Here is a 21461-nt window from a genome sequence, read left to right as displayed (position 1 = left end):
ATTGTAGTCGCGGTGAAGATGCCGCGTACCCGCAACGGGACGGAAAGACCCCATGAACCTTTACTGCAGCTTAGCATTGGCATTGGGCAAACAATGTGTAGGATAGGCCGGAGGCCGTGAAGGGGCGTCGCCAGGCGTTCCGGAGCCACTGTTGAAATACGGCCCTTTGTTTGTCCGGTGTCTAACCCGCCAGAGGCGGGGACATTGCTTGGTGGGTAGTTTGACTGGGGTGGTCGCCTCCAAAAGGATAACGGAGGCTTCCAAAGGTTCCCTCAGCACGCTTGGTAACCGTGCGCGGAGTGCAATAGCATAAGGGAGCTTGACTGCGAGGCCGACAAGCCGAGCAGGGTGGAAACACGGGTATAGTGATCCGGCGGTACCGTATGGAAGGGCCGTCGCTCAAAGGATAAAAGGTACTCTGGGGATAACAGGCTGATCTCCCCCAAGAGCTCATATCGACGGGGAGGTTTGGCACCTCGATGTCGGCTCGTCACATCCTGGGGCTGGAGAAGGTCCCAAGGGTTGGGCTGTTCGCCCATTAAAGTGGCACGCGAGCTGGGTTCAGAACGTCGTGAGACAGTTCGGTCCCTATCTGTTGCGGGCGTGGGAAACTTGAGAGGATCTGACCTTAGTACGAGAGGACCGGGTTGGACGGACCGCTGGTGTACCGGTTGTGGTGCCAACTGCACTGCCGGGTAGCTACGTCCGGAAGGGATAAGCGCTGAAAGCATCTAAGTGCGAAACCCACCTCGAGATGAGGTTTCCGTACAGGGTTGTCATAGACGATGACGTTGATAGGCTGCAGGTGTAAAGCCGGAGACGGCATAGCTGAGCAGTACTAATAGCCCGAAAGCTTGCCTGTGGACACGTTGTATTATCTTTGGTCATGTCGAAAGCCAAAAAGGAAATAAGGATATTGTTCCGTCGCCTGAGAAATGCCGGCGGGACGAAGAGCTTAGGGTGGTACGGCACGGGGGATCCACCTCTTCCCATCCCGAACAGAGAAGTTAAGCCCTGTCGCGCCGATGGTACTGGGGTTACACCCGGGAGAGTAGGTCGCCGCCCGCTTTTATACAGGCCCTTCCGCAGTTGCGGAAGGGCCTTTTCTTTTTTGTGCAGGTCCCAAAGTGTTGGGGATCTGCCTACTTATGATTGCCGGACATGTGCCTTGCCACGGATGGGCACGGATAAATAAGAAAGCCACAAAGCCACCAAGTCCATGTTGGTCCAGCATGGAAAGGAATGTATCATTGCCTTGTGCCCGGGAGCCTTGGCGGCATGTGATTGTTCGGATAACTAAATTCATCACATTTTTGAAGTATTGAGTGATTAAATTTTACGCCGTAGTGCAAACTGGGGAGAGGTGAAATACAAGATATAAATTGTGTTGTAGCTGGCATTATGGATGACATACATTCGAAAGCCAGCCCCGGAGGGGCGGCACATCCATAGCCATGGGTGAAGCCCTTGGTGAATTAACCCATTCAGCGTTTTCCGTTTTAGCCGCATTGACCGCCCTATTCCCCACAACTTCCCGCCAAAACCCGTTCGTGCGGATAGAGCAAAACCATCACTTTAACGGGGCTACATTATCTTTTACAAAAACGTGTCAACATTCATCCCCTGGATAAGCCATAAAGTCCAAACCACCAAATGCATGCTGCGACCTGCATGGAAAGGGATGTATAATTGCCTTGTGACTTTGCGTCTTAGTGGCCTACCAGTTTTTGAGTGTTTCATATACTTTGTGCACAGGTAATCCCATGACGGTATAGAATGAACCAACTAATTTGTAAACTGCAGCATAGCCAATCCACTCTTGAACGCCATATGATCCTGCTTTATCAAAGGGATGATATTTTTCTATGTAATGCGCTATTTCATCATCGGAAAGATGCTTGAAATGTACCTCCGTGATATCGTCAAAAACAACCTTTTTGGCCTTATCCATGATGCAGACACCGGAGATGACGTGATGGACATTACCGGATAGCATTTGTAACATTTGGACGGCCTCTTCCTGATCATTCGGTTTGTTGAGGACCTTGTCGTTGATTAAAACAGTGGTGTCGGAAGTGATCAAGATTTCGTTATCGTTCAGGTCAGTCTCAAAAGCGGCCGCCTTCTTTTCCGCAAGAAAGGCCGCGACCTGATTGTCCGGGAGTTCTGCAGGGAAATCTTCATTGACATCCTTTGTCCTGATCTCAAAATTGATGTCAAGGCCTTTTAATAGCTCTTGTCTTCGTGGAGACTTACTGGCAAGAATTATTTTTTTATGGGGTAAGATGGTTTTCAAGGTGTTTTAGCGTTAAGGAAAGGTACTGAATTCATTTTCTTTGATAGAACCAAAAAGCAAACCTGAGGATGTTTTTGGATAAAAATTGGTGGTTTTTTGTGGGAGTGTATAGCCCGATTTACATACTTCCATGACCGTATTAACAGATATCTCCCTAGTAATGATGGCTACATCAGCTTGGTGTTGGGATAGTTTCTCTTGGCATTTTATAAGGTCTGTTTCAAATGTGATTTGTTCCGATGATCGCTGTTCGTTCATCGGAATACCTATGATACATTCAACAAAGAAATAATGCAATACCGATATATCCAAACGTTTAACGGTATCTGGTAGGGTTGCCGCAAATTGGTTGAATTTCTCTTTACGCAAGGATATTTCATAGGCATCCCCTCTTAGCATAAGCATATACGTCCAAGGTTTGGTGATGGTAAATGATTCAAGTGAGGTGTCATCTGGAATACGTTCTACTGTAAAGTACAAGGCTGTTTTTTGCAGTAAATGCTCCTTAGTAATGTTGACATTCGAGATCACCCTATGGGTAGGAAGGATTTTTAAGGCATCCGAATGGAGATTGGTGAAATTCATCATATGATAGTTGTAACCTTCCATTCCGGTGTGCGTGGCGCCTTTCCTTTTACAATTGTCTCGATGAAGGATAGCGGCTTGGAACCTATGGTGGCCATCTGCCAAAATAACTTGTTGGCCCTTTAAGAGCTGCACAAACTGCATGATATCCTTTTCTTGGGTGATTGCTGCCAACTGTTCCCGGATTCCTAGATCATTTTTGAAATCATAGAGCGGTGTTTTCATGGCCTGGTCCATTAAGGGCGTCAAGGCGTCTTGGGGATCTTCATAGAGCCCAAGGGTAGGGGTAGGATGTATTTGGGATTTTTCCAATTGCTGAACCCTATTGGGCAGTGCATGGGAAATGGTGTCTTCATGTCTTAACACCACCCTGTCTTCCCAATGATAAGCTCTTATAAACGCAATAAACCCTTTTCTACAATATAAATTGGATGATCCAGGCAAGTTGAAATGCTGAAAATAAACATAAATGGAGGGGAGAGGATCTTGTATCAGGACACCAGAAGATTTCCAATTGTCCAAAAGTGTTGCAGCTTTGGTAGGGGACGGTGATTCCGGCAGTGCAAGGTGGATACTGTTTTGGGGTAGTCGATAACGGGAGGATAGGTTGTCTTCATCGTAGCTTTCCAGTGCGGGCAACGATAATTGGCTGATCTGAGGGCGAAATTTCGGGGCATACCGCCAAGCCCTGAACGGTATGATTTCAGCCATTCATCCTTCGGGTTTTCCATTTGGAATTGTTCTGATCTTGACCATTAACGTTCGTAGATGGCTGTTTTGCGTTCGGAAGCAGGTACGCGGCGATGGTGGCCAAAATTTCCTCTTCCTCTTCTGAGAAATTCTCTGCCAATTTACTTGGTGCAAAATGCTTTTCGACAAACTTGGTGTCAAATTCACCAGATTGAAAAGCAGGGTGAAGCATGACAAATCGGGCAAAGGACAGCGTGGTCGAGATCCCTGTGATATGGTAATCGTCAATGGCTCGGACCATTTTTTGGATGGCCTTTGGTCGATCTTCCTCAAAGGTGACCAGCTTGGCAATCATGGGATCATAATAGATGGGGATTTCCATGCCCTCCCGAAAGCCATCGTCTACGCGGATGCCGGGCCCCTGTGGAAGCCGGTAGGTCGCCAATTTGCCAATGTCAGGCAGGAAATTATTGGTCGGATCTTCAGCATAGACCCTGGTTTCTATGGCGTGGCCCAGAATGGTAAGGTCATCCTGTGCGAAGGAAAGTGCTTGGCCTTCCGCAATGAAAATTTGCTCCCGGACCAAATCCTTCCCGGTGATCATTTCGGTTACGGGATGCTCCACCTGAAGCCGTGTATTCATTTCCAGGAAGTAAAAATTAAGCGCCTCATCGACGATAAATTCGACCGTGCCTGCACCGTAGTATTGACAGGCTTTGGCCACATCAATGGCCGCCTGGCCCATCGCTTTTCTCATTTCTTGGTTCACCACTGCAGAAGGAGCTTCTTCTATGACTTTCTGGTGCCGACGCTGTACAGAGCATTCCCTTTCAAACAAATGGAGGTAATTTCCATGCTGATCTGCTAGGATTTGGATCTCAATATGCCTTGGAGAGGTGATGTATTTTTCGATAAACACGGCACCATCACCAAAAGCAGACTGAGCTTCACTGACAGCCCTTTTCATCTGTTCTTCAAACTCCCCCTCGTCTTGCACGATGCGCATGCCTTTGCCACCTCCTCCTGCACTGGCCTTGATAAGGATAGGGTAGCCAATTTCTACCGCTGTTTTTTTGGCTTCTTGGATGTCCAGAATAGCATGGTCGGTCCCAGGAACCATCGGGATGTCATAGTGGGAAACGGCTTTTTTGGCCGCCAATTTGTCTCCCATGATTTCGATTGATTCAGGAGAAGGGCCGATAAAAATGAGTCCAGCGTCAGCTACCTTTTTAGCAAAGGCCGTATTTTCCGATAGGAAGCCATAGCCCGGATGGATGGCATCTGCACCGAGGGCTTGGCACGCTTCAATGATGCGTTCTCCGAGGAGATAGGATTTGTGGGAAGGTGCTGGCCCGAGGCAATAAGATTCGTCTGCATACAACACATGTGGAGCGTTTTTGTCCACCTCACTGTAGACCGCTACGCTTTTAAGTCCCATTTCCCTGATGGTTCTCATGATTCGTAAGGCTATTTCCCCACGGTTGGCTACCAGGATCTTTCTTATTTTTGGCATAATCGATAAGGGCTTCGTCCAAGGCTAAAAATTCCGTAAATGTAAGATAGTAATTAATGGGTAAATAACTGAAAAACGGGGCTTTTTTTGCACAAGACTGGAAAAAGTGCTATTTTTGGGGGTTTTAACGGACCGCTATAAGAAGTAAAGATTAAGTACTCTAAACGTTATAAGTTTTGGATATATTTGAAAAATTAAACACGAATCTAGGCCCCTTGGGCAAACATTCGGATTTGTCTGAAGGATATTTCATGTTCCCGAAGTTGGAAGGTGAAATTGCACCTAGAATGAAATTTAAAGGGGAGGAAGTGCTGACCTGGAGTTTGAACAACTACTTAGGACTGGCCAATCACCCTGAAATCAGAAAAGCTGATGCAGAAGCTGCCAAGAGATGGGGAGCTGCCTATCCCATGGGCGCTAGAATGATGTCAGGAAACACTGATATGCATGAGCAGTTGGAAAATGAATTGGCAGCATTTGTAGGGAAGGAAAAGGCTTACTTACTCAACTACGGCTATCAGGGAATTATGTCCGTCATCGATTCTCTAGTGGATCGTAAGGATGTCATCGTGTACGATAGCGAATGCCATGCCTCTATCATCGATGGACTGAGAATGCACATGGGCAAGCGCTTTGTGTATCCTCATAATGATATGGAGAGCTTCGAAAAGCAATTGATCAGAGCTGAGAAGCTTACCAATGAAACCGGAGGAGGTATCTTGGTGATCACCGAAGGAGTTTTCGGGATGACCGGTAATATGGGAGACCTCAAAGGTATCGTCAAGTACAAGGAAAAGTACCAATTCAGATTAGTGGTGGATGATGCCCACGGATTCGGAACTATGGGGCCTACAGGTGCCGGTGCCGGTGAAGCTCAGGGGGTACAAGATCAAGTGGACCTTTATTTCTCCACTTTTGCCAAGTCAATGGCTGGAATTGGAGCATTTGTGGCCGGTGATACCAAGGTGGTACACTACCTGAAATACAATATGCGTTCCCAGATTTTTGCCAAGGCGTTGCCGATGATTTTCGTGGAAGGAGCCTTGAAAAGGTTGGAGATGATTCGCGAAAACCCTAAGCACAAAGAAAGATTATGGGAAGTAGTCAATGCCCTTCAGAACGGCCTTAAAGAGAAAGGCTTCAGCATCGGTACGACTACCACTCCGGTGACTCCTGTGGTCCTGAACGGTACCGTAGGCGAAGCAGCGACGCTTAGCAAGGACCTCCGTGAAAATTACAATATATTCTGTTCTGTGGTGATCTATCCGGTCGTGCCAAAAGGCATGATTATCCTCCGTTTGATCCCTACTGCAGCGCATACGTTGGAAGATGTAAGTGAAACGATTATTGCCTTTGAAGCCATTAAGGACAAATTGACCAGTGGCTATTATAAAACTACCGAATTGGCAACCTCATTTGGAGAATAAATCCAAAAAATATGCCTCTTCTGTTGTTTTATAAACATTTTGACTATATTGAGAAGGTAAATAAAACTTATCATCAACCAAAAAACTAATTTTTACTATGAGCAGATTTAGTGAAATTAAAGATCTCGTTACCGCTTTGGAGTCAGACTTCGAGAAGTTCTATGACAAAGGCAATCAAGCTGCTGGTACCAGAGTAAGAAAGGGAATGCAAGATCTTAAGAATATCGCACAAGATATTCGTAAAGAGGTTCAGGAAATCAAGAATAAAGAGTAATATATCTTCTTGTATTAAAAAAGGAGACCAACTTAATTGGTCTCCTTTTTTTTTGTTCTTATATGGTCTTGTTTCAAACAGGCCAGCCCTTCTTTACTTGGTAATTTAGGGTTAAACCTTTGCGGCAAGTTCCTTGATTTTTTTGTCCAGACTTTCCGTAGCCCTCAGCAAGGGGAGGCGCACTTGATCGCCACATACGCCCATGTGCTTGAGGAGATTTTTGACTCCTACGGGATTACTTTCGACATACATCCAAGCATTGATGTCCAATAGCCTGAAAGTAGCCGCCAGTGATTCTTCCGCACTGCCATGGCAAATGGTCTTAAAGATATCGGGATAGGCATTGGCCAATACCGAAATGGCTCCGTGTCCACCGATGGCTTTTAGTGAAGTCGTTAACATGTCATCACCAGAAATCAATAAAAAGTCCGATGGTTTTTTGCGGATGATATCCATGCATTGGACCATATCGCCGCTAGCTTCTTTCACGCCGATAATCTTAGGGTGTTCGGAAAGGCGTAAGGTCGTCGCTGCCGTGATATTGGACATCGTACGGCCAGGGACGTTGTAAAGGATAATTGGAACTGGACTGGCATCAGCCACTTTGATATAGTGTTGATAGATTCCTTCTTGGGTGGGTTTATTATAGTACGGACTGACCGATAGCAAGGCGGCCACCCCTGAAAGGTCCGTTTCATCTATTTCATCAATAGCAGCTTGCGTGTTATTGGCTCCGATACCATAAACGATGGGTAACCTTCCATTATTGGTTTTAACGGCTGCAGCAAGGATGTCATGCTTTTCCTTGCGGCTCATGGTGGATGCCTCTCCAGTGGTACCCATGACCACCAAGTAATCGGCTCCTCCCTGGATGACATGCTCTATTACCTTGTCCAATCCATTATAATCAATATTCCCTTCTTCATCAAACGGCGTAACTAATGCTACCCCTGTCCCAATAAATTGTTCCATTTTTTAAATTATCTTCTTTAGGTATTTCAGTAAATTTTCAATATTTGGCGATAGATTATTTCCATCTTTTTCCAACATTAAATCCAATAATTCCCCACCGATCTCACTTCGAAAGCCGATTTTATAATCTGCAGGCTTTCGCTGGACGACCAAGTGCATAAAAGGATCAAAAGTGGTGGTGGTTACCATCAAGATATCAGCGTGTCGGTCAATGAAATCCTGCAAGGCTTCATCTGGCTTTCCAAACAAACTGAAATTTTGAATAGAGAAGCCTTTTGAGTCCTCTTTACTTTCATGATAGTACATGCCTGAAATGGTGATGCCAGGCCAATGGGTGGCAACACATTGCTCAGCTTTTGCCAAATTTTCATAAGAATTTGCTAAAATATGAATTGATTTTATTTCCTCAATCGATTTTTTGCTTTTCTCGTATTTTTGGTCCTTATTTTTCTGGATTTTTAGTCCAACAAAGAATTTTTTGATCCATTTCATACCTGATGGCTTGGGGATGGGTTAATCCGCGATCATGCTTAAGAATTCATTTTCAGAAATCATCTTGATGCCGAGTTTTTGCGCTTTTTCTTTTTTACTGGGCCCCATGTCTGCTCCTTCAATGATCAGGTCAAGGTTTTTAGAAACGGATTTTAGGTAGGTGCCCCCGTGGGCAGAAATGGCCTCTATGATCTCGTCACGTTTGAAATGTTCAAATTTTCCCGAGGCCAGCACTTTCAGGCCTTCCAAGGCATTGCCCTTTTGCTCTGGGAGATCTTCTGCTTTGATTTCAAAATGTAGCCCATGGGCTTTTAGCCGCTGGATATTTTGCTTGTTTTCTTCTTGTGAAAAGAACTCCCGAATGCTACCGACCAATGTCTCCCCAACACCGTTGATGTCCAGTAGCTGTTCGGTGCTCGCTTGAGTAAGGTTTTCAATGGTCTTAAAATGCCTCGCCAAGAGTTGGGCGGTATTTTCTCCGATATTTCTAATGCCCAAGGCAAAAAGCACCTTTTCGAAAGGTTGGTTTTTGGAGGCTTGGATTCCAGCGAGCATATTGGAAATGACACCTTCCTGGAAGGTGTTGCCTTTCAGTTTTTTGATTTTATCTTCTTGATCCTGATGCAGTTCAAAATCAAAGGTCAATACGATATCATGCACCGTGTTCTTTTGTTGGCTCAGGAGCTGCAGCTTTTCCATGGAGCATTGATTCCCTACAAACATGGCCATCACCGCCGAAACGGGCAAGAAATCTTCGATTTGGTCATGGGGAAGGTCGCTCAAGGTGTCCTTCAGCTTGTCAAGCGCAGCCAGGTTTAAGGCTACTTTTTTGTTTTGCTGCTGGATGAAATCAGGGAATTGCGCCAGCTTCTGATGCTGCTCCAGTGCTTCGGTGTCCGATAGGTACCGGTCGATGGCTGAAAGTGAAATGCCATCAGTGATCGCAAAGAGCGCCTTTCGCAAGGTGACATATAAATATCCGTCGCTGCTTTTTTCATATTGCTCGGCATTGATCTCCAAGCCTAGCAGCTGGTCTTTTTTAGCTTCCAGTTCGTACAGGTCGGCAGGATGCTCTATGTATCCTTGATTGATCAAGGCCCTTATTCGCTCGGTTCCCATACTGTCAATATCCATGGCGCGCTTATGCACAAAGTGCTCTATCCGGCCAAGTACTTGTGGTGGACAGGATGCAGTATTTGGACAGAAATGTTTGGCTTCACCTTCTTTCCTTTCCAGTGGTGTGCCACATTCCGGGCAGTGGGTGATGTAAGCGATGGGCTTGGCATCAGCTTTCCTTTTTTCTACCGCCACGGCGGTTATTTTAGGAATGATCTCTCCGCCTTTCTCCACAAAGACCACGTCACCGTGGTGCAGGTCCAGTCGCATGATTTCATTGGCATTGTGCAGGGAAGCACGCTTAACGGTGGTGCCTGCAAGCAAGACAGGGGAAAGATTGGCCACGGGAGTGATGGCTCCCGTTCTGCCCACTTGGTAAGTGACGGACATGAGCGTACTTTCCGCACTTTCTGCTTTATACTTATAGGCGATCGCCCAACGGGGGATTTTAGCGGTGAAGCCAAGTTCTTCGCGCTGGGCATAATCGTTTACCTTAAGCACTACACCGTCCGTTTCCAGTGGCAAGCTGTGGCGCTTTTCCCGCCATGATTCTATGTATTCGAATACGGCATTGATATCCGTACATTTTTTATAGGTAGGAGAGATGTTAAATCCCCATTTTTCCAAGCGGTCCATGGCTTGATCATGCTGGTCCACTCCGATTTGATCGCCCAGAAGCTGATAAAAGTAACAGTTTAGGCGCCTTTTGGCGACAATACTGCTGTCCTGCATCTTTAAGGTGCCTGACGCCGTGTTTCTAGGATTGGCCAAAAGCGCTTCGCCATTGGCCTCCCTTTCGGTATTGATCTTTTCAAATTCCTTGACGGGAAGGAAAATCTCACCACGGATTTCAAATTTGTCCGGAACATCATCGCCTTGCAGGTAAAGTGGAATGTTCTTGATGGTTTTTACATTGGCCGTGACATTATCGCCCCGGTAGCCATCTCCACGCGTGACCGCCCTGACCAGTTCGCCTTTTTCATAAACCAAACTGATGGCCACGCCATCAAATTTCAGTTCACAGCAATAACTATATTGGCGATGTCCCAAGCCTTTGGCCACACGCTCATCAAAGGCAATGAGCTCCTCTTTGCTGTAGGTATTTCCCAAGGACAGCATCCGGGTTTCATGTTCCACGGTTTCGAATTCCTTGGTGATGGTGCCGCCGACATGCTGGGTAGGACTGTTTTTATCCTGAAACTCTGGAAACTGTTCTTCCAGTAGCATCAACTCTTCCAGCAACTTGTCAAATTCAAAGTCACTGATCTCACTTTGATCTTTCTGATAGTACAGCTGGTTATGGTGGTTAATGGTAGCTGTTAGCTCAGCAATTCTTTTTTGGGCTTCAGGTTTTGGAATGGTGCTCATCTAGCTGCTTAAATTCTGATTGCTTCTTGATGTTCAAATCTACATTTTTTCGTCGAATTTACGGGGGAAAACCCCTTCATTATTTGTTTAGGCTGGCTATTTTGCCTACAATAGCTATATTTGGGGTGGAGCAACGACAACAATGAAAGCGCAACGAAACGAGGAAGTGGAATTAAAAATTCTGGAAACGGCTAATCAGCTGTTTTTAAAGAATGGGTTCAAACATACCACCATGGATGATATCTCCAAAAAATTGGGGATGAGCAAAAAGACCGTTTATCAGTATTTTCCAGGTAAGCAGGAGTTATTGGAAGCCTCTTTTAACATGCTGAGAACCAAGCTGAGCATGAAGGTGGAAACCATTTTGGAAAATGAGGAACTCAGTTTCCTGCTAAAGTTGAAATCCATGTTGTCTGCCATTGCCAAGGATTTGGCGCCTATCAATCCGGCCTTGTTGGCCGATATGCGAGAACAGGTGCCAGAAGTGTGGGCTGCCCTGGAGGACTATATCCGAACTTCCGCTTATTTGCGTTTCCAGCGGTTGATTCAGACGGGAATTGATCAGGGGCTGGTGGCTTCCCACGTGGACAAGAGCATGGTGGTGCTGCTGTACGCCTCGGCCATCCAAAATTTAATCGATCCCAAATTTTTGGGGCAGTTTCCAAAAGAGATGGTGGAGGGCCTGAAAACCAACCCGGCCAAAATATATGATCAGGCCATTTCCATTATATTTGAGGGCATCTTGACGCCTGAGGCACGGGAGGAATACCTACGGGGAAAAGCCTGAAGGTGACAAGGTTGGCACAGTTGAAGGGGATATAATCCAGGTTGGCTAATTTTTATTGGTTTTCATCCTCTCCAAAAGCCTTTAGGATGTCTTCTTCTGTCATTCTCAACTTGGACTTGCAGTCTTTTACCAGTTTACTGGCCTCCTTTACCAATACGGAAAGCTCGTCGATGCTTTTGTCATCTTGTTCCAAAAGACGGACGATTTCTTCTATTCTGGCCACTGCTTTGTCGTAACTGAAATTTTTCTGATCACTCATGGTTTTCTATTGATTTGATGGTACTCTGAATCGTTGTTTTTGCCCCATAGGTCGTAAGCTGATCGCCTTCTTGGGGATTGGCCTTGCTGATGGGGAGGCCATTGATTTCTGAACGTGTATATCCTTTTTTGAAGAAGGTGGCAGGGTCAAGCCGGATCAGGTCCGTTTTCAGGCTTTCCATTTTGTCTTTTTGCTGCTGGAGGATCCCCTGTACTTCTTTTTTGAAGATCCCTTCCATGGTTTCCAGTTGATGGGAACGTAGCTTTATGGCCTGGTTGGCGAGGGATCGAATGCGGTATTGGAGGAGGTTAGTCCGTTCTTGCGCGCGGTTCTTTTGGTTCTGGAAAAGGCTTTTCAGCAGGTGACCGTGCTGGGAGATTTTTCGCTCTTCTTTTTGAAGATGGTAGGCTGCATTTCTTTCCAATATCTTAAGGTGCTTTTCCAATAAATCCTCAAATTCCCTGAAACCTTCCAGGATAAATGCGGCTACTGCAGTAGGGGTTTTCATTTTGGTGTGGGCGACCATGTCCACTATGGATTCATCCCGCTCGTGACCGATGCCCGTGACCACTGGCAAGGTGGTATTGGCGATGGCCTTGGCCAATCCATAATCATCAAAACAGTCCAGGTCCAACTGGGCTCCTCCGCCCCGAATGATGACCAGCAGATCAAAGGGGTGGGCCTGATTGGCCATTTCGACCTGCTCAATGGCCAAAGTCATGCTGGCGGCCGCCTGATCTCCTTGGAGCGTGGCTTGGTAAAGTTTCCAGTGTACCTGAAAACCTTCACGGTTATGGTCTACCTGATTGATAAAATCCTCAAAACCTGCTGCATTTGCCGAGCTGATGATCGCCACCCGCTGCGGGACTTGGGGCAAGATAAATTGTCTGTTCAACTCCATAAGCCCTTCTTTGGTAAGCCTGTCGATGGTCTCCTGTCGTTTTCTGGCTTTTTCTCCCAAGGTGAAGTTTGGGTCGATGTCCTTGATGTTTAGGCTCAAGCCGTAGACTTCATGGAATTGCACACTCACCTGTGCCAAGACTTTCATGCCGGGTTTAAGGGATTGGCCGGTAATGGATGAAAACCTACTGGAAATGCCCCGGTAGGTATAGGACCAGATGTTTCCTCGGATTTTGGCGAGGATCTGTTGGTCTGTTTTCTCCACCAGTTCCAAATAGGCATGCCCACGGGGTGAATCCCGCAGTTCACCAATCTCTGCGATGACCCAATAGCTGGGATGAAGCTGGATATCCAGGGCTTGCTGGATGAGTTGGTTCAGCTCAGAAAGGGAAAGTGGATGTTGCATGACGGCAAAGTAAAGAAAAAATAAGGGGAGAGAGAAGCATGTGACATGAACTGTCGCGATATTCTGAAAGCTATTTTCACACCTGAAATAGGAAAAGGATAAGATCCACCAAAGGAATCATGGTTCCGTGGCCAAAGGCCATCAGAAAAAGAGGGGGTAGCACAAAAAAAGATTGGCGTACCAGTAGTACAAAGGATACCTAGCATACACAAAATGTATTTGCCCTGTTTCAAAATTCCGCTCAGCCAATATTGTATCAATAATCACTAATTTGGTGCAATAATCACACGGGACCAACTGTTACCTTTGTTACGAACGATAAATTAAGAACGTATGAATTGGAACGGAGTTTTTCCTGCGGTTACCACGAAATTTCATGGTGACGGCAGCATTGATTATGATACTTTCTTCCTTAATTTGGAAGCCCAAATAGATGCAGGCGTCAGCGGTGTGATCTTGGGAGGTACTTTGGGTGAGTCCAGTGTGTTGGAGGATGAAGAAAAAATCGAACTGACCAAGAAGACCAAGGAAAAGATAGCCGGCAGGGTTCCCGTGGTGCTGAACATCGCTGAAGGCTCCACCGCAAAGGCTATTTATTGGGCCAAAAAGGCGGAAGAGCTGGGGCTGGACGCCTTGATGTTGCTTCCTCCCATGCGGTATCCTTCTGATCATAGGGAAACAGTTACCTATTTTAAAACGGTGGCACAGGCGACCCATCTGCCGATCATGATCTATAACAATCCGGTGGATTACAAGACCTATGTTACCTTGGAGATGTTCGATGAGCTGATGGAATGCGAGAATATCCAAGCAGTAAAGGAGTCCACGCGTGATGTGTCCAATGTGACCCGTATGAAAACCAGGTTTGGTGATCGCTATAAAATCCTTTGTGGGGTGGACACCTTGACCATGGAAAGTGTCCTGATGGGCGCCGATGGACTGGTAGCAGGATTGGTTTGTGCCTTCCCAAAAGAAACCGTCGTTCTTTTTGACTTGTGCAAAGAGCGTAGGATTGAAGAGGCATTGCCGATTTATCAGTGGTTTTTGCCCTTGCTGGAATTGGATATTCATCCTAAATTGGTGCAATACATCAAACTGGCTGAGCAAATGGCCGGCATTGGTACAGAAAACGTGCGTGCACCCCGATTGACGTTGATAGGAGAAGAACGTGCGCGTGTCGAAAAACTCATTCAAACCGGTTTGGAAAACCGACCGGAATTAGCTGAAATCAAAACCAGTATATAAATGCAACTAGATAAGGTAGTTTACCAATCTGAAGCAGCTTTTGAACAGTATAAAATCACTTCTTTGGCAGAGCGGGCGGCTTTTCTCCGGAAAATTGCCGACCAATTGGAAGCCATCAAGGAGGCCTTGATTCCTACGGCGTGTGAGGAATCGCATTTACCAGAAGGAAGGATCACCGGAGAATTGGGCCGCACTACCGGCCAAATCCGTCTTTTTGCCAAATACGTAGAAGAGGGAACTTGGCTTGAAGTCACGATTGACCATGGAGATCCAGAAAGAACTCCCGCTCCCAAACCAGACTTGAGAAGGATGCTCGTGCCCTTGGGGCCCGTGGCGGTGTTTGGGGCCAGCAATTTCCCATTGGCATTTTCTACGGCCGGTGGAGACAGCATTTCAGCCCTTGCGGCAGGATGTACGGTGGTGTACAAAGGACACCCGGGTCATCCCAAAACTTCCTTGATGGTATTCGAAGCCATTCAGCAGGCCATTGCAGCGGCGGGGCTTCCAGAGGGTGTTTTTCAGCATGTGGAAGGGGGCATTTCCGAAGGCCAGACTTTGGTGCAGCACCCTGCGATCAAGGCGGTAGGGTTTACAGGTTCCTTTAAGGGGGGTAAAGCCCTGTTTGACTTGGCCAACAGCCGGCCTGAACCCATTCCCGTTTATGCAGAAATGGGCAGTATCAATCCGATTATTGCCTTTGAAAGCGCACTGGCCAATTCCGAGCAAGTAGCCGGGCAATATGCCCAGTCCCTGACATTGGGAGCCGGGCAATTCTGTACCAATCCGGGGGTGATTTTTGTGCCTGCGGACATGGCAGAGGCCTTTGCCCAAAATACAGGAAAAGTGCTGGCGGATGCTGCGGGACAAGCCATGTTACATGAAGGAATCCAAACCGCGTATCACCAAAGCCTGGATCACTTGGCAGACACAGGTGGACTGAAGTGGATCCAAAAGGCTGCGGCAAAGGATGCCGGACATCCTGCCCTGGCTTTGACCGACTTGGATACTTGGATCAAATCACCATCGCTGCAAGAAGAGGTTTTTGGACCATTTGGCATCGTGGTGGCTTATGACAGCATAGCGGCGTTGCTAAAAGCAGCAAAAACCCTCCAAGGACAGCTGACCATCACCCTGTGGGCCAGTGAAAGCGAACTTACCGATCAGGCGGCCTTGATCAATACGCTACAAGATAAATGTGGCCGGTTACTCTTTGGCGGCGTGCCGACAGGAGTGGAAGTGGGACATGCCATGCAGCATGGCGGACCGTTCCCTGCCACCACCGATAGCAGGAGTACCTCTGTAGGGGTTTATGCCATCAAACGTTTTGCCCGACCATTTGCCTACCAAAACTGCCCCGACGGGTTATTGCCCAAGGAGCTGAAAGAAGCCAATCCATTGGACATCATCAGAACCGTGGACGGTGAAGTAGTGAAGTAGGGCAGTATCAAGAGAATAATAAAAGAGGGAAATCTTCAGCAGTAAGATAGATGTAGTTATCACGCTATAAATGAAAAAAACCTTTAGTTGTATTGACGCCCACACGTGTGGCAATCCGGTACGGGTGGTCACGGGCGGTCTCCCTTTTTTGGAAGGGGAAAACATGTTTGAGAAAAGGCAATTTTTCATCAAACATTACGATTGGATCAGAAGAGGGTTGATGTTTGAGCCGAGAGGGCATGATATGATGTCCGGCTCCATGCTTTATCCGCCACATGATCCTGAGAATGATGTGGCTGTTTTGTACATTGAGACCAGCGGGTGCTTGCCCATGTGCGGACATGGTACGATCGGAACGGTGACAGTGGCCATTGAGGAAGGACTGATCACGCCAAAGGTACCTGGAAAGCTAAGGTTGGAGACCCCCGCAGGGTTGGTTTTGGTGAGTTATACGCAAGAAGGAGAGAAGGTTACTTCCGTCAAATTGACCAATGTCCCCAGCTTTGTGATTGCGAAGGATTTGAACATCAGCTGTGACGTGCTTGGAGAGTTGATCTTTGATGTTTCCTACGGCGGTAATTTCTATGCGATTATCGAGCCGCAGGAAAATTTCGGAGGATTACAGGACTTTACCGCAGAGCAGCTGATTACCATGAGCCGAAAACTGCGCAAGGCGATCAATGAAGTTTATACCTTTGTGCATCCCGAAAATTCGCGGATCAACGGCCTCAGCCATATCCAGTGGATTGGCAGGACCTTGGATGAACATTCCCATGGCCGAAATGCCGTTTTTTATGGCGACAAGGCCATCGACCGCTCTCCATGTGGGACGGGGACTTCGGCGCGGATGGCCCAATTGTATTCCCGCGGATTACTCAAGGCAAATGAACCCTTTGTCAACGAAAGCTATATCGGCTCCACCTTTACCGGTGAGATTATCGGGGAGACCAACGTTGGCGACTATGATGCCATCATTCCCAGCATCGAAGGCTGGGCTAAAATCACCGGATACAATACCATTTTCCTTGACGATGATGATCCGTATGTGCATGGATTTCAGGTGATTTAGGAAAGGGTAGCGGGCCGATTATAGACAAATGTAAGTACGAGGTACACGGGATCAAGTATTCAGAACCAAGTGCAAAGATGGATTAGCCTTATCGCTATCCACAGAATAACAGTTGAACACAAAACAATTCGACAACAAAGCAATATGAAACCAACGGTGGTAATTGGAGGTGGTGTGGTAGGACTCTTTACGGCATATTTTCTCCAGCAGCAGGGAGAAGAGGTGATTGTCGTGGACAAAGGAGACATGGAGGAGAATTGTTCTACGGGCAATGCCGGCATGATCGTGCCCAGTCATATTGTGCCCTTGGCTTCTCCGGGGATGATCGCCAAAGGGATGGCCTGGATGTTCTCGTCCAAGAGCCCTTTTTATATTCAGCCCCGTTTGGATAAGCGTTTGGTGGATTGGTGCTTGCAATTTTACCGTCACTCCAATGCTGCCCATGTGCAGCGCTCCATCCCTTACCTCAAGGCAATTAGCCTGTACAGCAAGCAGCTTTACTTGGATTTTGTCGCCACACATGGTAATGAGGCTATAAAATTACAAGATCGAGGATTACTGATGCTTTACAAAACCAAGGAAGGAGAGAAGGAGGAAGCAGCCCTGGCGCATTTGGCCCGTGAAAGTGGGCTACGCGCTGAAATCCTCAGCAAGGATGATATCCGTAAACTGGAGCCTCACCACGAAGTGGATGTCCTTGGTGGCGTATATTTTCCCGATGATGCCCACCTTTCGCCCAAGGACCTCTACCGCTTGCTCAAAAACCACTTGGAGAAAAGTGGTGTCCAGCTCCAGCGTAATGTCACCATCACCGGATTTGAGAAATCAGCCGGTAATGTAAACGCCGTCATGACCAATGAAGGTAAGATCGACTGTGGCCAGGTGATGGTTTGCGCCGGGTCTTGGTCCGGGGAGATCGCTAAGATGCTTGGGTTCAGGCTTCCCATGATGGGAGGGAAGGGCTATAGTTTTGAGCTGCCCAATACGCCGGAGCTGAAGCAGGCAAGTATCCTTACCGAGGCCAGGGTATCCCAAAGCCCTTATGGCGAGAAGGTCCGGTTTGGGGGAACCATGGAAATTTCCAGTCACGTGGACAAAATAAATATGCGCCGGGTGCAAGGAATTTTTGAGTCCATAAAAGCCTATTATCCTGAATTTAAGGCAGCATTTCCTTCCCAAGACAAGATTTGGAAAGGCATGCGCCCCTGCTCACCCGACGGGTTGCCCTATATCGGCAAGGCCCCCGGCTGGGAAAATGTCGCCTTCGGGGCGGGCCATAGCATGATGGGCGTAAGCTTGGCACCGGCCACCGGCAAACTTTTGGCGGACCTCAAAAGCGGAAAGATCGGAACCCTAAAAACCGATGCATTTGCAGTGGATCGGTATGCTCGGTAAAAAACAGATTTCATGTATGGGGGTGATTTAAGGAGCAAGTAGATTTGACTCATGCCGTTCAATGCAAAATCCTTCATTAACCAGTACTCAAAAACACCTATGCCTTCCAATGGTATTCAAGGTCCTATGGAGTTTTGATGAAATGATTTTATATTGAATAAAAAAAGCAATGGATAAAATCAAGACTTCTTATTATCGAGTAGATGCCCCTATCCGTTTGAAAGATGTACCGACCTTAACCAATCTAAATGCTTCAGATGATCAATTGAAGGATCGCCTGAGTGATATCAGAAGGAAAATAGGAAAGCTACAAGATGTCCTGTACGCCCACGGCAAGTATAGTGTGTTGGTGTGTTTTCAAGGCATGGATACCGCAGGGAAAGACAGCTTGATACGAGAAGTCTTTAAGGATTTTAACTCAAGAGGAGTAGTGGTGCATAGTTTTAAAACGCCTACTAGTATCCAAAAGAAACAAGACTATTTGTGGCGACATTATATAGCATTGCCTGCCCGTGGGAAATTTGGTGTCTTTAACCGCTCCCACTACGAAAATGTATTGGTAACCCGGGTACATCCCGAGTACATCTTGGGAGAGCACCTTCCTGGAGTAGATTCGGTGGAAGATATTACGGATGCCTTTTGGCATGAACGTTTTGAGCAGATCAAGGCATTTGAAAGGCATTTGGCACAAAATGGCACCATTATTTTCAAGTTTTTTCTCCATTTATCCAAAGAGGAGCAAAAGAATAGGCTGTTAAGGAGGTTACGTCTTGAGGAAAAAAACTGGAAATTCTCTCCAGATGATCTAAAAGAACGCACCTTGTGGGACAAATACCAGCAATATTATGAAGAAGCCATCAATATTACCTCAACGGACCATGCACCGTGGTATATTATTCCGGCAGACAATAAAAAGGCTGCTAGAACCATAGTGGCCGACATTATGTATGATGAGCTGAAAGAGCGAAAAGACATCAAATATCCCGTGCTAGGAGAAGAGGTAAGGGCAAAGTTAGATGTTTATAAAAAGCAGCTCCACCATGAATAAAGGTTTCCTGTGCGGAATGCAAGGTGTGTTCACCGCTTCTTCATACGGGCACTACAAACTGCTAAGTGGTGATTTGCTTTCGGCAATACGTTAACATTTATGAGAACCATTGAAAAACCAAAGTTCACGAATAATTATACCTTGCCATGGTAATCACAGCTTTAGTAGGATTCATACATTTAGACCATCTGTTGTGAACTCTTAATCTTGCTTACTCCCTGGGATTTTTTAGGAAAAATTCCTTACCCTTTCAAGTTTTTTTGACCAACGGAAACAAAATATTCGCAAAAAAAGCAGATATTTTGCAGGTGTTACGGAGGTATGGAGCGGTCTGATTGACAAAATAGTAATAGGAGTACACAAAAATTAAAACAAATCCCCTTTATGAAGTTGATAGTACGACAGCAAATGGCTGACAAGCGATTTTTTTTGAAAATAACGGCCCTGTTGATGGCCTTGGTGTATGTTTCCGGCTGTGCCAACCTGGGCCAAAAGGAATACCTGGAAGGCAAAACCGTTTTTGGTGAAAAGGCCATGGTGGTATCCGCCCATCCAGAGGCCACTCGAGTGGGCGTGGAGGTGCTTGAGAAAGGAGGAAATGCCGTTGATGCGATGGTCGCGGTGCATTTTGCGCTGGCGGTGGTGTACCCCGCAGCGGGAAACTTGGGCGGCGGAGGCTTTATGATGTACCGTCAGCCGAATGGGGAAGTGGTGTCGCTGGATTTTAGAGAAAAGGCACCCCTAGCGGCATACGAGGAAATGTACCAAGATGAAAATGGGGATATCATCGATGGCCTCAGCCTGGCTGGGCCGATGGCTTCGGGCGTTCCCGGATCCGTGGACGGCATGCTCAAGGCCCATGCCCGATATGGCACTATTCCCTTGAAGGAATTGTTACAGCCCGCCTATACCTTGGCACGGAGTGGTTTTGCGATCACCGCCAAGCAGGCCAATAATTATAACAGGTACCGTAAGACGTTCATCGAGCATAACCGCGATAGCACAGACATTCCTTTGGTAAAGCTGGAAGGAGAATGGGCAGAAGGCGACCTGCTGATCCAAAAAGACTTGGCCGCTACCATCAAACGCATCCAAAAAGCGGGAAGAGATGGTTTTTATAAAGGGAAAACGGCCGAATTGCTGGTGGCAGAGATGAAAGCTGGAAATGGCATCATCGAGCTGGAAGACATGGCCAAGTACACGTCCAAGTGGCGTGAACCTATCACCGGCCAGTACCGGGGGGCGACCATTTATAGCATGGGACCGCCCAGCAGTGGCGGCATTGCCCTGATGCAATTGCTAAAAATGTCGGAGCATTTTCCAATGGGCGATCTGGGCTTCCATACTCCCGAAACCATTCACCTGATGACCGAAATGGAGCGAAGGGTCTATGCGGATAGGGCCAAGCACCTTGGGGATGCAGACTTTTGGGAGGTGCCGCAGAAAGCACTGTTGGATGACCAATATATTGCCAGTCGCGTAAAGCAGATCAATCCGAATAAGGCCACCGATAGTGAAGAGGTGCTGGCCATGCAGCTAAATCACCAGGAGAGCGAAGAAACCACCCATTACTCCATCGTGGACGCCAATGGCCATGCCGTGTCGGTGACGACCACCATCAATTCCGGCTATGGCTCCAAGGTATTCGTTTCCGGAGCCGGCTTCTTGATGAACAATGAAATGGATGACTTTAGCAGCAAACCAGGGGTGCCCAATGTTTACGGACTCCTGGGAGGAAAGGCCAATGCCATTCAGCCTGAAAAGCGCATGCTGAGCGCCATGACCCCAACCATAGTGGAAAAAGATGGAAAGCTTAAAATGGTGGTCGGAACACCGGGGGGAAGTACGATCATTACTTCTGTTTACCAAGTGGTCATGAATGTGCTGGACCATGAGATGAACATGACCGATGCGGTATCCAGTGGCAGGGTACACCACCAGTGGAAGCCCAATTTTATTTTTCCCGAAAGAGATGCCTTGGATCCAGCGATCAAAAAAGCCCTAGAAAAAATGGGCCACCAAATCAAAGAAAGGGGCAGCATTGGACGGGTAGATGCGATATTGGTAGGGCCGGACGGTAAGCTGGAAGGTGCCGGTGATCCTCGCGGAGACGATTGGGCAGCAGGTTTTTAACCTGCTGCATTGGCTATTTTCTTCTCTATGCCGTGGCACACAGGCATTG

Annotated in this window: 17 protein-coding genes and 2 rRNA genes (1 of these 19 running past the window's edge); 11 read left to right on the top strand and 8 right to left on the bottom strand. The window is 47.1% G+C overall.

Annotated elements, in window-relative coordinates; all coding sequences use genetic code 11:
- Together ECHVI_RS19295 and rrf are read left to right on the top strand one after the other, a co-directional pair.
- Nucleotides 1-862 (top strand): 23S ribosomal RNA (locus ECHVI_RS19295); it begins 2036 nt to the left of the window's first position.
- Between the two features lie 94 nt (nucleotides 863-956).
- Nucleotides 957-1068: ribosomal RNA gene (gene rrf / locus ECHVI_RS19290) — 5S ribosomal RNA — on the top strand.
- 649 nt (nucleotides 1069-1717) lie between these two features.
- Here the strand turns inward: rrf and ECHVI_RS19280 are convergent.
- Genes ECHVI_RS19280 through ECHVI_RS19270 form a run of 3 tightly spaced genes read right to left on the bottom strand, consistent with a single transcriptional unit; the run spans nucleotide 1718 to nucleotide 5084 of the window.
- Nucleotides 1718-2296, bottom strand: a complete 579-nt coding sequence (locus ECHVI_RS19280; protein ID WP_015267712.1) for a Maf family nucleotide pyrophosphatase — start codon at nucleotides 2294-2296, stop codon at nucleotides 1718-1720.
- Nucleotides 2297-2308: 12 nt separating this feature from the next.
- Entirely contained in the window at nucleotides 2309-3592 is a 1284-nt protein-coding gene (locus ECHVI_RS19275; protein ID WP_015267711.1) for a DUF1015 domain-containing protein, read from the bottom strand.
- The gene (locus ECHVI_RS19270) at nucleotides 3585-5084 is read right to left on the bottom strand and encodes an acetyl-CoA carboxylase biotin carboxylase subunit (RefSeq protein WP_015267710.1); all 1500 of its coding nucleotides are present in this window, start codon (nucleotides 5082-5084) and stop codon (nucleotides 3585-3587) included. The genes ECHVI_RS19275 and ECHVI_RS19270 overlap by 8 nt, the downstream gene beginning before the upstream one ends.
- A gap of 176 nt (nucleotides 5085-5260) precedes the next feature.
- On the opposite strand from ECHVI_RS19270, the gene ECHVI_RS19265 reads away from it, so the two are divergent.
- The gene (locus ECHVI_RS19265; RefSeq protein WP_015267709.1) at nucleotides 5261-6511 is read left to right on the top strand and encodes an aminotransferase class I/II-fold pyridoxal phosphate-dependent enzyme; all 1251 of its coding nucleotides are present in this window, start codon (nucleotides 5261-5263) and stop codon (nucleotides 6509-6511) included.
- A 97-nt stretch (nucleotides 6512-6608) separates the two neighbouring features.
- On the top strand, nucleotides 6609-6785 hold the full coding sequence (locus ECHVI_RS19260) for a histone H1-like protein Hc1 (RefSeq protein ID WP_015267708.1): 177 nt from the start codon (nucleotides 6609-6611) through the stop codon (nucleotides 6783-6785).
- Nucleotides 6786-6896: 111 nt separating this feature from the next.
- Here ECHVI_RS19260 and dapA read toward each other — a convergent pair whose 3' ends face one another.
- The 3 genes from dapA to ligA are packed head-to-tail and all read right to left on the bottom strand — an operon-like array spanning nucleotide 6897 to nucleotide 10733.
- Complete coding sequence (gene dapA, locus ECHVI_RS19255) at nucleotides 6897-7757, bottom strand: 4-hydroxy-tetrahydrodipicolinate synthase (RefSeq protein ID WP_015267707.1); 861 nt, start codon at nucleotides 7755-7757, stop codon at nucleotides 6897-6899.
- 3 nt (nucleotides 7758-7760) lie between these two features.
- Nucleotides 7761-8249, bottom strand: a complete 489-nt coding sequence (locus tag ECHVI_RS19250) for a DUF6913 domain-containing protein (RefSeq protein ID WP_015267706.1) — start codon at nucleotides 8247-8249, stop codon at nucleotides 7761-7763.
- A 21-nt stretch (nucleotides 8250-8270) separates the two neighbouring features.
- Nucleotides 8271-10733 carry an NAD-dependent DNA ligase LigA gene (gene ligA / locus ECHVI_RS19245; RefSeq protein ID WP_015267705.1) on the bottom strand — a complete coding sequence of 821 codons (2463 nt, stop codon included), beginning with the start codon at nucleotides 10731-10733 and terminating at the stop codon, nucleotides 8271-8273.
- Nucleotides 10734-10875: 142 nt separating this feature from the next.
- Between ligA and ECHVI_RS19240 the strand changes: the two genes are divergently transcribed.
- The gene (locus tag ECHVI_RS19240; protein ID WP_015267704.1) at nucleotides 10876-11520 is read left to right on the top strand and encodes a TetR/AcrR family transcriptional regulator; all 645 of its coding nucleotides are present in this window, start codon (nucleotides 10876-10878) and stop codon (nucleotides 11518-11520) included.
- A 52-nt stretch (nucleotides 11521-11572) separates the two neighbouring features.
- On the opposite strand, the gene xseB is transcribed toward ECHVI_RS19240, so the two are convergent.
- Both xseB and xseA read right to left on the bottom strand, forming a co-directional pair.
- Complete coding sequence (gene xseB / locus ECHVI_RS19235; RefSeq protein WP_015267703.1) at nucleotides 11573-11779, bottom strand: exodeoxyribonuclease VII small subunit; 207 nt, start codon at nucleotides 11777-11779, stop codon at nucleotides 11573-11575.
- Complete coding sequence (xseA, locus tag ECHVI_RS19230; protein ID WP_015267702.1) at nucleotides 11772-13085, bottom strand: exodeoxyribonuclease VII large subunit; 1314 nt, start codon at nucleotides 13083-13085, stop codon at nucleotides 11772-11774. The genes xseB and xseA overlap by 8 nt, the downstream gene beginning before the upstream one ends.
- Before the next feature lie 333 nt (nucleotides 13086-13418).
- On the opposite strand from xseA, the gene ECHVI_RS19225 reads away from it, so the two are divergent.
- From ECHVI_RS19225 to ggt, 6 genes are all read left to right on the top strand, one after another.
- A complete protein-coding gene (locus ECHVI_RS19225; RefSeq protein WP_015267701.1) occupies nucleotides 13419-14330 on the top strand; it encodes a dihydrodipicolinate synthase family protein in 912 nt (303 codons plus the stop codon).
- On the top strand, nucleotides 14331-15767 hold the full coding sequence (locus ECHVI_RS19220) for an aldehyde dehydrogenase (NADP(+)) (protein ID WP_015267700.1): 1437 nt from the start codon (nucleotides 14331-14333) through the stop codon (nucleotides 15765-15767).
- A gap of 70 nt (nucleotides 15768-15837) precedes the next feature.
- Nucleotides 15838-16836: a 4-hydroxyproline epimerase gene (locus ECHVI_RS19215; protein ID WP_015267699.1), complete on the top strand. Its 999-nt coding sequence runs from the start codon at nucleotides 15838-15840 to the stop codon at nucleotides 16834-16836.
- Nucleotides 16837-16980: 144 nt separating this feature from the next.
- A complete protein-coding gene (locus ECHVI_RS19210; protein ID WP_015267698.1) occupies nucleotides 16981-18231 on the top strand; it encodes an NAD(P)/FAD-dependent oxidoreductase in 1251 nt (416 codons plus the stop codon).
- A 169-nt stretch (nucleotides 18232-18400) separates the two neighbouring features.
- Entirely contained in the window at nucleotides 18401-19279 is an 879-nt protein-coding gene (locus ECHVI_RS19205; RefSeq protein WP_015267697.1) for a PPK2 family polyphosphate kinase, read from the top strand.
- A gap of 384 nt (nucleotides 19280-19663) precedes the next feature.
- A complete protein-coding gene (gene ggt, locus ECHVI_RS19200) occupies nucleotides 19664-21412 on the top strand; it encodes a gamma-glutamyltransferase (protein WP_015267696.1) in 1749 nt (582 codons plus the stop codon).
- Nucleotides 21413-21461 lie beyond the last annotated feature (49 nt).

The organism is Echinicola vietnamensis DSM 17526 (assembly GCF_000325705.1).
GTDB classification, from domain to species: Bacteria; Bacteroidota; Bacteroidia; order Cytophagales; family Cyclobacteriaceae; genus Echinicola; species Echinicola vietnamensis.
This window is presented reverse-complemented; position numbering and strand designations above follow the sequence as displayed.